This window comes from Acinetobacter sp. YH12227 (genome assembly GCF_013417785.1).
Lineage (GTDB): Bacteria > Pseudomonadota > Gammaproteobacteria > Pseudomonadales > Moraxellaceae > Acinetobacter > Acinetobacter gandensis.
Map to the genome: position 1 here is coordinate 1 of NZ_VPDH01000090.1, position 11487 is coordinate 11487.

Consider the following 11487-nt stretch of genomic DNA (forward strand, 5'->3'; position numbering starts at 1 on the left):
AATGGGAGTGCATGAGCTGTGGTACAGCTCATGATCGAGATATAAACTCAGCTCTAAACATTCTTGCGCTTGGGCATAAGCGTCTAGCTGTAGGAATCACCCTTTTTTAAGGGGGTGAGGATGTCAAGGTATGAAATTTAAAGATATTATCAGAAACATTCTTAAAATTTTGTTTAGCCCTAACCGTGGCTAAGCAATAGCCATGATGCTGGTTTTTTTAGGTTCAAACATAAACAAAAGGACATAAATCAATGAGATTATGCCCTTTATTTTCAAACATGGTTTTTAAAATCTGAGGTCTTATTTACCAATACAGAATGATCCAAAAATCTTACCCAACAAATCATCTGCGCTAAAATCACCGGTAATTTCGCCAAGCGCATTCTGTGCTAAACGCAAAGACTCCGCGACCAATTCACCTGCGTTATATACCACCAATTGTTCACGTGCTTCAGCAAGATATAGCTGAGTGCGCTTCATTGCGTCTAAATGGCGTGTACGCGCAATAAAGGTATCTTCTTCTGGTTGGAAGCCAGCATGCGCTGTAATCGCATCTATGAGCGCCTGAACACCGGTTTCTTGTTTCGCTGAGACAGTGATATGACGAAAACCTTGGAAATCGGTGATTTCAGCTTGTGAACCTGTTAAATCACATTTGTTTCCAATAAGCATTAAGCGTTTTGGTTCGATGTGATCAGCAAAATATGCCTGCGCCAATTGCAGAGGATCTTCACCTTGGCTTAAGTCATAGACCAAAAGTAACAGGTCAGCTTGTTCAATTTCTTGAATGGCGCGACGTATCCCTTCTTTTTCCACCACATCGCCTGTTTCACGTAAGCCTGCGGTATCTGTCAGAGTAATAGGTAAACCATTTAAGCTAATTTTCTCATGCAGTACATCGCGTGTAGTACCCGCAATATCCGTTACAATGGCACGATCAATACCCGCCAAAGCATTTAACAGTGATGATTTACCGGCGTTGGGCTTTCCTGCAATCACCACCTGTAAACCTTCACGTAATAACTGACCTTGACGCGCAGATTGTTGTACTTGAGTGACAGCGTTTGCGACACCATCAAGTAGGTTCAAAATCTTACCATCTGCCAAAAAGTCGATTTCTTCTTCAGGAAAATCAATCGCAGCTTCTACATGTAGACGTAAATGAATCAGTTGCTCAAGTACTGCATTCACCTTGGTAGAAAATGCCCCCTGTAGTGAACGCACCGCAGAACGTGCAGCGGCTTGAGAGGTTGCATCAATTAAGTCTGCAATTGCTTCAGCTTGCACCAAATCCATCTTGCCATTTTCGAAAGCGCGCATGGAAAACTCACCCGCTTTGGCAGCAATTGCACCTAATTCAAGCAAGCGTGCTAACAGCGCATTCTGAATCACAGGGCCGCCATGGCCTTGCAATTCCACCACATCCTCACCCGTAAATGAATGTGGATTCGGGAAGCAAAGCACCAAACCTTCATCCATAATTTCGCCTGCTGCGTCATTAAACTTTCGAAAGCCTGCATAACGTGCTTTAGGTAATGGTTGCTGCGTCAGTGCCTCAGCAATCGCATAAGACTTCGGACCAGATAGGCGAATCACTCCGACACCACCACGACCTGGAGGGGTGGCAATTGCTGCGATCGTGGTTCGGTTTTGCATATAATTCACCTAAAAATTCTCAAACATTAGACAAAGAAAAATCCGCCTAAGATTACCATCTTAAGCGGATTTATTCAGCTAATCAGCAAGACTTAGTTTACTGGAGTCGCCTCATCACGTTTTGCACGTTCTTTTTCAACAGATTTGTTAATCATACCTTGTTGAAGGATAGTGATACTGTTGTTGACAATCCAGTACAGCACAAGGCCAGCAGGGAAGAACAACATAAATACTGTGAAAATGATCGGCATAATGCGGAACACTTTTGCCTGCATTGGATCGGCAGGTTGTGGGTTCAACATTTGTTGAATGAACATCGTCGCGCCCATTAACAACGGCAGAATAAACCAAGGGTCCATTGCCGACAAATCTTGAATCCAAAGCAACCAAGGTGCATGACGAAGTTCAACAGACTCCATCAATACCCAATACAATGCAAGGAAGATTGGCATTTGTAGTAACAATGGTAAACAGCCCGCAAGTGGGTTGACTTGTTCACGTTTGTACAGTGCCATCATTTCTTGAGAGAAGCGCATACGGTCTTCACCGAACTCTTCTTTCATACGTTGCATTTCTGGTGCAATCACACGCATTTTCGCCATTGAGCGGTAGCTCTTAGACGACAACGGCCAAAGAATCAATTTTACTAAGATGGTCAATAAAATAATTGCCCAACCCCAGTTACCAACTAAACCATGGAAGAACTGCAAGCCTAAGAACAGTAGCTTCGCAATTGGCCATAACCAACCATAATCCACAGTTTGGTTTAAACCAACCGCCAAATCTTTGAGTTCAGATTGGATTTTTGGACCTGAATAGAAGGTTGCATCCACTTCTGCCACAGTACCTGCTGGTACATTAATCGCAGGTGACGTGAAACCAATAATGTTCATGTCATCTGTAGATTTACGTGACTCAAGTTTTGCTGCGTATGGCTGACCATTTTGTGTCAGTTTAATTTCACCTGGAACCCATGCACTCACGAAGTAATGCTGAACCATTGCAACCCAACCACCAGTTGCTTCAACATTCAATTTTTCTTCATTGAAGTTCGCAAATTTCAGTTTGTTGTAATGTTCATCAGGCGAACCCCATGCACCACCTAGGAATGTACCCAATGTGAAAATACCTTGGTCAGACTTACCTGGATCTTCAGAGTTGTCGCGTTTCAGCTGACCAAACATCTGACCCTGCCAGTTCTGCGCACTGCGGTTCACAATTTTATGATTTACAACAACAGGGTATTTACCTTCAGTAAAGCTGAAAGTTTTGATTACTTCTACACCATCTGCTGTTTTATAAACCATTGGTACTGAAAGAACTTTAGCTGTTTGACCTTCTTTAGCTTTAACCGCTTTCGCATCGTTCATTGTATAAGATGATTTTTCAATCTCATAACTTGGACGACCTTTCGGATTACTGTCTGGGCCATTGAGACCGATCAAGCCAGACTGTGCAACGTAAGTTCGTTTAGCATCGCTTTCGAGCATAACAAACGGTTCATCGCTGTCTTTGTTCTTGTCGTGATTAAGTAATTCAACACGAACAATATCACCACCTTTTGGACTAATCCAAAAATGGTAAAGGTCAGTTTGTACTGAAATTAGCTGTTGACTAACAGGTGCAGTGGCATCTGTGGTTTGTTGCGTAGCAGCATTATTTGCTTGCGGCACATCTGAAGCAGCTGTTGCTGTCTGGCCATTTGGTAAATCGGCAGATACTTCATGCGATACCACCGCAGCATTTTGCTGAGGTTTTTGTTCCGCATTTCCATAATCTTTCTGCCAAGCCAAAATGAGCAAATATGCGACAACAAACATGGCCCCTAGAATTGCAATCCTGGCCCATTGTTGCATATGTATTACCCCAAGTGGTTAGAGTGATTTTGGTTCATTAAACGATCACGAAAGGGTACAGCAACGTGATGCGTTTGAGAATCTATTTGCTGAAATGAAATAAAACGAATTGCTTTTAAAGGAACAGGATCGTAACCCGAACCGCCCCAAGGATGACAGCGGCAAATACGCTTAACAGCCAGACACACACCACGTACAGCTCCATGTTGATGGACTGCTTCCAAGGAATATTGAGAACATGTTGGAATATAACGACAGCGGGGGCCCAGTAAAGGACTAATCGCAATCTGATAGAAACGGATTAACCAATGCAGTATACGAACCATTGGCCATCTCTACGCTTGTGGGGAGGTAGCTATTTTTTTATGCTTATTTGCAAGGCGTTGTAATTTTTGCCAAGCAAATTGTAATTGCTGATACAACTCTGCATTCGGTACCGCCTCTATACCCATTTTCGGCATAATGACAATATCTAATACATTTGACTGCTGTTGATGCAGGCGAAAACTTTCGCGTGCAAGTCGTTTTACTCTATTTCTTTCATGTGCACGACGCACTTTTTTCTTAGCAACAACAATACCCAAACGGCTTTTAGGCTGTTCGGAAATTTTGGCAAGAAATAAGAAGTGGGGCTGATGCACTTTAAAAAGCGCACCATCGAAGACACTTTTATAATCGGCAGCACAGTGTATTCGCACATCTGTGCTATAGCCGTAAAGTGTAGTCATAACACCCAAGTCTTTACAGTCTTAACTGAAATTAAACAGTTAAGCTGTGACGACCTTTTGCACGACGACGCGCTAGAACTTGACGGCCAGCTTTAGTCGCCATACGAGCACGGAAACCGTGAACGCGTTTACGTTTCAACTCAGAAGGTTGGAAAGTACGTTTCATAGTGAAACTCCAAAATGATCTTTCAGTAAAGGTTCGCGATTTTAGTGCTCATTGCTTGAGCTGTCAATGAAAAACAATCTTTCTTTCAAAATCGAGGCTGTGTTATATCAAGATAAATAAAGATTCAAAAAAGGTTTTTCAGAAAAATAATAAATACCCACAAACTAAAGTATTGTATATATTTAATATTTAAGTTATCAGCAAGTTTACTCACAAATTTATCCACAAGCTATTAGGTGTTTCCTTGTTGTAAAAAATTTAAATTTGAATTTAAAACAAGATTGGAGTTATCCCCAAAAATGATCGAGCTAATATATAAATTCAAATTTTAAAATTTAAATTTATTACTATTAGTGTTGATATTCTCTGTGGAAAAGCTATTTTTTAATTATTAAAACAATATCTTATGTTGTGAATAACTATGTTTTTATAATTTTGACAGTTTGTGGATAACTTTGTAATATATTTTATCCACAGCTTGCGGATAAACTTATCCACACATGGGTTATATTTTAAATTTAAAGCTGAATTGCGTTTTTTTAAGCAATTTAGACTGAATTAACCATGACAGATGTGGATAAGATGGTTAGAATGGCTGCCCGCTTAGCGGTGGCTGAATAATTTTTTCGTACAATGGACTGAAATAGGGGTTTCACATGCTTTGGACAGACTGCTTAACTCGCTTGCGACAAGAGCTTTCAGGAAATGTCTATACAATGTGGATACGCCCACTGGTCGCAGAAGATGCAGGCGATACCTTACGTCTGTATGCACCCAATCCATATTGGACACGTTATATTCAAGAGCACCATTTAGAACTGATTTCAATATTAGCGGAACAGTTATCTGAAGGTCGGGTGCGTAAAGTTGAAATTCTTGTCGACTCTCGGCCTGGTGCAATTCTTTCTGCATCTGAGCAACCGGCAACCACGACTGCAGCCCTGGAACAATCGCCAGCACCTGTTGCTCCATCACGTCCTAAAAAAGAAAAAGACGAGAGCTCTTCAAAAAATAGCCGTAAGCGTCAACTCAATCCGTTATTTACTTTTTCACTGTTCGTGGAAGGTCGCTCTAACCAAATGGCCGCGGAAACCTGTCGTAAAGTACTTACACAACCCGGTGCTTCACAACATAATCCCTTATTTTTGTATGGGCCGACAGGTTTAGGTAAAACCCACTTAATGCAAGCAGTGGGTAATGCATTATTACAGGCCAAACCGAATGCACGGGTCATGTATATGACGGCTGAAAGTTTTGTGCAAGATTTTGTCAGCTCACTGCAGCAAGGCAAAGTGGAAGAATTCAAGAAAAACTGTCGTTCATTAGACTTGCTCTTGGTTGATGACATCCACTTATTGGCTGGGAAAGAAGCCAGTTTGGTTGAGTTCTTTTATACGTTTAACGCCTTGTTAGATGAATCTAAACAAATTATTTTGACTTCGGATCGTTATCCGAAAGAACTAACGGAACTCGATCCACGTTTGGTTTCACGTTTTTCTTGGGGCTTGTCGGTAGGTGTGGAACCTCCTGATATTGAAACCCGTATTGAAATTCTGTTGAAAAAAGCCGAAAGCAATGACGTAGAATTACCACGTAACTGTGCGTTATTTATTGCTCAGCAAGTGGTAGCAAATGTTCGTGAGTTGGAAGGTGCATTAAATAAAGTCGTTGCAATTTCACGTTTTAAAGGAACACCGATCGATCTAGATGTGGTACGCGAATCTTTAAAAGATGTGTTGGCAATTCGTGCGCGTACCATCAGCACTGAAAATATTCAGCGTGTCGTAAGTGAATATTTCCGTATTCCGCTCAAGGAATTAGTTGGTCCAAAACGTACCCGTATCTATGCGCGGCCACGTCAATTGGCCATGGGGCTTGCACGTGAGTTAACAGGGGATAGCTTCCCTGAAATTGGTATGGCATTTGGTAATCGTGACCACAGTACCGTGATGCATGCTTGTGAAAAAGTGCAGAGTCTTCGTGAGGAAGATCCGATCTTCAATGAGGACTATAAGAACTTACAGCGCCTGCTGCAAAGTTAAGCTTTTTCGTTCAAATTCTGTTCTTGCAATGCGGTATATTCTGCCGCATAGTACACTGCTAAAAAATTAATTTATCTTTTCTGTCTTCAGTTTTAGAGGAATGTATTGTGCGTTTAAAAATCGCGAAAGAAAGCTTACTGAATGTTCTGTCACATGTCGTAGGAGCGGTTGAGCGTCGCCATACCTTAAATATTTTATCCAATGTCAAAGTGCAGGTCACTGAGCAGGCATTGACCATTACAGGTTCTGACCTAGAAGTAGAATTGGTTGCGAGCACACCGCTGGCAGACGGTGCATGTTTACAAGCTGGGGTTACGACAGTTCCTGCGCGTAAACTTATGGATATCTGTAAATCATTGCCTTCAGCGGCATTGATTGATTTACAAATCACTGAAGATCAGCGCTGTATTTTAAAATCAGGTAACAGCCGTTTTGTATTGGGTACTTTGCCTGCTGAAGATTATCCATTGCTGACCACTGAAAACACGCAAGGTACACAAGTTGCTGTAACACAGCGTGAGCTCAAACGCTTATTTGAAAAAACTTCATTTGCGATGGCAGTACAAGATGTACGTTTTTATCTAACTGGTACTTTACTTGAAATTGACGAAAATCAATTGCGTGCAGTCACTACAGATGGCCACCGTTTAGCGATGTGTGAAACAGCAGCAAGCTCGAATGCAACTCAAGCTATGCAAGCGATTGTTCCACGTAAAGCAGTGGGTGAATTACAGCGTTTATTAAGTGTTGAAGATGAGCAATTATCGTTGTTGATCGGTCGTGAATTGTTAAATGTAACGATTACCATTGCGAGTCGTGACAAAGAACAAGGCGACATTACCGTGCGTTTCACGACTAAGTTAATTGATGGTAAATTCCCTGATTATCGCCGTGTGATTCCGCGTGGTGGTGATAAAAATGTGCGTATTGCGCATGATGTTTTCAAGCAATCGCTACAACGTGTTGCAATTTTGAGTAATGAAAAATTACGTGGTGTATTCCTGAAATTTGATGCGGATACCTTGCAATTGCGTGCAAATAACCCTGAACAAGATGAAGCAGTTGAAGATTTGGCTATTCAATATGCAGATATGCCAATGGACATGTCATTCAATGCACAGTACTTGCTTGAAGTATTGAATGTACTCGATGGTGATGATGTTTCGATGACGATGACAGAAGCAAATCAATCCGTATTGGTACAAGATCCACAACAACAAGATCAAACTTATGTTGTGATGCCAATGCGTGTGTAATTTAGGCTAAAGTCTCTTTTTAATATGCATATCACGCGTTTACATGTAGAACGTGTTCGAAATTTAAAGACGGTTGCACTCTCTGGGTTGCAGCCGTTTAATGTCTTTTATGGGCAAAATGGCTCAGGAAAAACATCGGTTTTAGAAGCCATTCATTTGCTAGCGACGGGGCGTTCTTTCCGGACGCATATCCCTAAAAATTATATTCAAAATAACAGTCCTGACGCAGTGGTGTTTGCACAATCCGCCTCTGAACGTATTGGTATGCAAAAAATGCAGTCCGGCGAACAGTTGATTAAAGTCAATGGTGATTTAATTGGTACGCAAGGGCAACTTGCTAAATTGCTACCCTTACAACTGATTGACCCACAAAGTACCGATATCATAGATCATGGTGCAAAGCCCAGACGGCAACTTTTAGACTGGTTAATGTTCCACGTGGAACCGGAGTTTTACCATGCATGGCAATATTATGCGCGTGCGTTAAAGCAACGAAATAGTTTGTTGAAGTCGCGTCGAAATCTGAGTTTGTCAGACTTAGAGCCGTGGAACATTATGCTCAGTGATTACGGCGAAATATTGCATGCACAGCGCAGTCATGTTGTTGAGCAATGGGTCAAACATTTTGAGCAAGACTTGAAAGTTTTATTGCCGGATCTATCAGTGACGCTAGAGTACACAGCTGGCTTTCATGCAGAAACAGGCTTGCTGAATGATCTGACTAATCAGCATTATAAAGATTGTGAGAGGGGGTATACAGAATATGGTCCACACCGTGCAGATTTACGCTTAAAAACCCCGATGGGAGACGCTGATGTTGTGTTATCTCGCGGGCAAAAAAAGTTACTGATCATGGCTTTAAAACTGTCACAGATTTCAATGCTACATGCCTGTAATAAGGAAACTGTGGTATTATTGGATGATCTGACAGCAGAATTAGATTTAACCGCACAACAGCGATTAATTGAGCGTTTAAGCCATCTTGGTAGTCAAGTTTTTATTACCACTTTAGACCATGATTCAGTGCAAAAACACTTACATGATTTATCTATTTCTTATCAATTATTCAAAGTTGAAAATGGTACGGTTCAGGCTGTTGTGCAATGAAATACCACCTTTGGATAGACCTATTTTTCACTAGGGAGAAACCATGAGTTCAGAAGATCAAGCTGCTTCTCAAACAGAACAAACCATAGAAAAAGCTTATGATTCCTCTAGCATCAAAGTATTACGTGGCTTAGACGCAGTTCGTAAGCGTCCGGGTATGTATATTGGTGATACTGACGATGGTACAGGCCTACACCACATGGTGTTTGAAGTTGTCGATAACTCAATTGATGAAGCATTAGCAGGTCATTGTGATGAAATTAATGTCACTATTCATGAAGATGAGTCCGTAAGCGTATCGGATAACGGTCGTGGTATCCCAACAGATATACACCCTGAAGAAGGGGTTTCAGCAGCAGAGGTAATTTTAACTATTCTGCATGCTGGCGGTAAATTTGACGATAACAGTTATAAGGTTTCAGGTGGTCTTCACGGTGTTGGCGTTTCAGTTGTAAACGCTTTATCAGAAAAGCTCCTATTAAATATTCGTCGTGCGGGTAAGACCTATGAGCAGGAATATCGCCATGGCGATCCTGTCTATAAATTACGTGAAACTGGTGTGACTGAAACTTCCGGTACAACAGTCCGTTTCTACCCTAGTGCAGAAACCTTTAGCCAGACTATTTTTAATGTCGATATTTTGGCACGTCGTTTACGTGAATTATCATTCCTCAACGCGGGTGTACGTATTGTTCTACGTGATGAACGTGTAAACCTTGAACATGTGTATGACTATGAAGGCGGCTTATCTGAATTCGTAAAATACATTAACCAAGGTAAAACACATCTCAACGATATCTTCCATTTCACCACTCAAGCGGACAATGGGATTGGAGTTGAAGTTGCCCTACAGTGGAATGATACCTACCAAGAGAATGTCCGTTGTTTTACCAACAACATTCCGCAAAAAGATGGTGGAACGCATTTAGCTGGCTTCCGTGCTGCCTTAACGCGTGGCTTAAACAGCTACATGGAAAGCGAAAATTTACTCAAAAAAGAGAAAGTGGCAGTTTCAGGTGATGATGCACGTGAAGGCTTAACTGCGATTGTTTCTGTGAAAGTGCCTGATCCGAAATTCTCTTCGCAAACCAAAGAAAAATTGGTTTCGAGTGAAGTGAAAACTGCGGTTGAGCAAGCAATGAATAAGTCGTTCTCGGAATATCTTTTAGAGAATCCTCAAGCGGCTAAATCAATTGCAGGTAAAATTATTGATGCGGCGCGTGCACGTGATGCAGCACGTAAAGCGCGTGAAATGACACGTCGTAAAAGTGCCCTTGATATTGCTGGTTTACCAGGTAAATTGGCAGATTGTCAGGAAAAAGACCCAGCACTTTCTGAACTTTATTTAGTCGAAGGTGACTCTGCGGGTGGTTCTGCAAAACAAGGCCGTAACCGTAAGATGCAAGCGATTCTGCCATTAAAAGGTAAGATTTTAAACGTGGAACGTGCTCGTTTCGATAAGATGATTTCATCTCAAGAAGTCGGCACGCTGATCACAGCATTGGGCTGTGGTATTGGTCGTGAAGAATATAATCCAGATAAACTGCGTTATCACAAAATTATCATCATGACCGATGCCGACGTCGATGGTTCGCACATTCGTACCCTGTTGCTAACTTTCTTCTTCCGTCAAATGCCAGAGCTGGTTGAACGTGGTTATATTTATATTGCACAGCCACCATTGTATAAGCTGAAAAAAGGCAAACAAGAGCAATACATTAAAGACAACGATGCACTTGAAACTTACCTCATCTCGAATGCAATTGATGAGCTTGAGTTACACGTGAGTGCGGATGCGCCAGCTATTCGTGGTGAAGCTTTAGCAGGCGTGATTGCAGATTATCAAACCTCGCAAAAAAGTTTACATCGTTTAACCGTGCGTTACCCTGCAAGCGTGTTAGATGGATTGTTGACGGTTGAAGGATTTAAGTTAGATCAAGCCAATAATCAAGACTATGTACAAACTTGGGGCGAGCTATTGCGTGCCAATATTGAGAAAACTCAACCAAGTTTGCGTCCAGAACTGTCAATTGAAACTTTTGAGCATGAAAATGCTGAAGGTCAAAAGTCTGCGACATATTTCCCACGCATTACCATTTACGTGCACAACTTACCGCACCATTATTTACTTGATTCAGGTCTTTTAGGCTCAGGTGAATATGCACGTCTGTTGAAGAATGCAAAGAGCTGGTTTACTTTGCTTGAAGATGGCGCTTACTTGCAAAAAGGCGAGCGAAAAATTGCGGTGAGCAGTTTCCATCAAGTTTGGCAAAACATTTTACAAGACTCACGCCGTGGCATGATGATTCAGCGCTATAAAGGTTTGGGTGAAATGAACGCTGAACAGCTTTGGGAAACTACAATGGATCCTGAAAACCGTAACATGTTACAGGTGACGGTACAGGATGCAATTGAAGCAGATCGTATGTTCTCTTGCTTGATGGGTGACGATGTTGAACCACGTCGAGCATTCATTGAAGAGAATGCATTGAATGCCGATATCGACGCATAATTCGATTACAGAATAATCAGAAAAAGCACTCCTTGGAGTTAATGCCAGTCAGTTAAGCAAAAAAAGTTAAAATGCTGTAAAAAGAGCGTATGTAAATACGCTCTTTTTTTATGAATTTATCTCAGAATCTAGATTTAACATTAAAACAAACCCTACCTTCACTT

10 protein-coding genes are annotated in these 11487 nt (G+C 41.5%); 5 read left to right on the plus strand and 5 right to left on the minus strand.

Features of this window, described 5'->3' with window-relative positions; translation table 11 throughout:
• The coding region (locus FTV09_RS15420) for a zinc ribbon domain-containing protein (RefSeq protein WP_179994364.1) at window positions 1–110 on the plus strand (110 nt) is incomplete at its 5' end.
• Window positions 111–300: 190 nt separating this feature from the next.
• On the opposite strand, the gene mnmE is transcribed toward FTV09_RS15420, so the two are convergent.
• The 5 genes from mnmE to rpmH all read right to left on the minus strand — a co-directional run bounded on the left by mnmE (window position 301) and on the right by rpmH (window position 4406).
• A complete protein-coding gene (gene mnmE, locus FTV09_RS15425) occupies window positions 301–1656 on the minus strand; it encodes a tRNA uridine-5-carboxymethylaminomethyl(34) synthesis GTPase MnmE (RefSeq protein WP_180058812.1) in 1356 nt (451 codons plus the stop codon).
• Window positions 1657–1748: 92 nt separating this feature from the next.
• Window positions 1749–3512, minus strand: coding sequence for a membrane protein insertase YidC (yidC, locus tag FTV09_RS15430; RefSeq protein ID WP_180058813.1), 1764 nt, complete (start codon window positions 3510–3512; stop codon window positions 1749–1751).
• 5 nt (window positions 3513–3517) lie between these two features.
• A complete protein-coding gene (gene yidD, locus FTV09_RS15435) occupies window positions 3518–3838 on the minus strand; it encodes a membrane protein insertion efficiency factor YidD (RefSeq protein ID WP_067761986.1) in 321 nt (106 codons plus the stop codon).
• A 9-nt stretch (window positions 3839–3847) separates the two neighbouring features.
• Complete coding sequence (gene rnpA, locus FTV09_RS15440; protein WP_180058814.1) at window positions 3848–4240, minus strand: ribonuclease P protein component; 393 nt, start codon at window positions 4238–4240, stop codon at window positions 3848–3850.
• A 31-nt stretch (window positions 4241–4271) separates the two neighbouring features.
• Entirely contained in the window at window positions 4272–4406 is a 135-nt protein-coding gene (gene rpmH / locus FTV09_RS15445; protein ID WP_000831329.1) for a 50S ribosomal protein L34, read from the minus strand.
• A gap of 656 nt (window positions 4407–5062) precedes the next feature.
• On the opposite strand from rpmH, the gene dnaA reads away from it, so the two are divergent.
• From dnaA to gyrB, 4 genes are all read left to right on the plus strand, one after another.
• The gene (gene dnaA / locus FTV09_RS15450) at window positions 5063–6448 is read left to right on the plus strand and encodes a chromosomal replication initiator protein DnaA (RefSeq protein WP_180058815.1); all 1386 of its coding nucleotides are present in this window, start codon (window positions 5063–5065) and stop codon (window positions 6446–6448) included.
• 107 nt (window positions 6449–6555) lie between these two features.
• Window positions 6556–7704, plus strand: a complete 1149-nt coding sequence (gene dnaN, locus FTV09_RS15455) for a DNA polymerase III subunit beta (protein WP_180058816.1) — start codon at window positions 6556–6558, stop codon at window positions 7702–7704.
• A gap of 24 nt (window positions 7705–7728) precedes the next feature.
• Window positions 7729–8811: a DNA replication/repair protein RecF gene (gene recF, locus FTV09_RS15460; RefSeq protein WP_067761978.1), complete on the plus strand. Its 1083-nt coding sequence runs from the start codon at window positions 7729–7731 to the stop codon at window positions 8809–8811.
• A 43-nt stretch (window positions 8812–8854) separates the two neighbouring features.
• Window positions 8855–11323, plus strand: coding sequence for a DNA topoisomerase (ATP-hydrolyzing) subunit B (gyrB, locus tag FTV09_RS15465; RefSeq protein ID WP_067761976.1), 2469 nt, complete (start codon window positions 8855–8857; stop codon window positions 11321–11323).
• The last annotated feature ends 164 nt before the right edge of the window (window positions 11324–11487 follow it).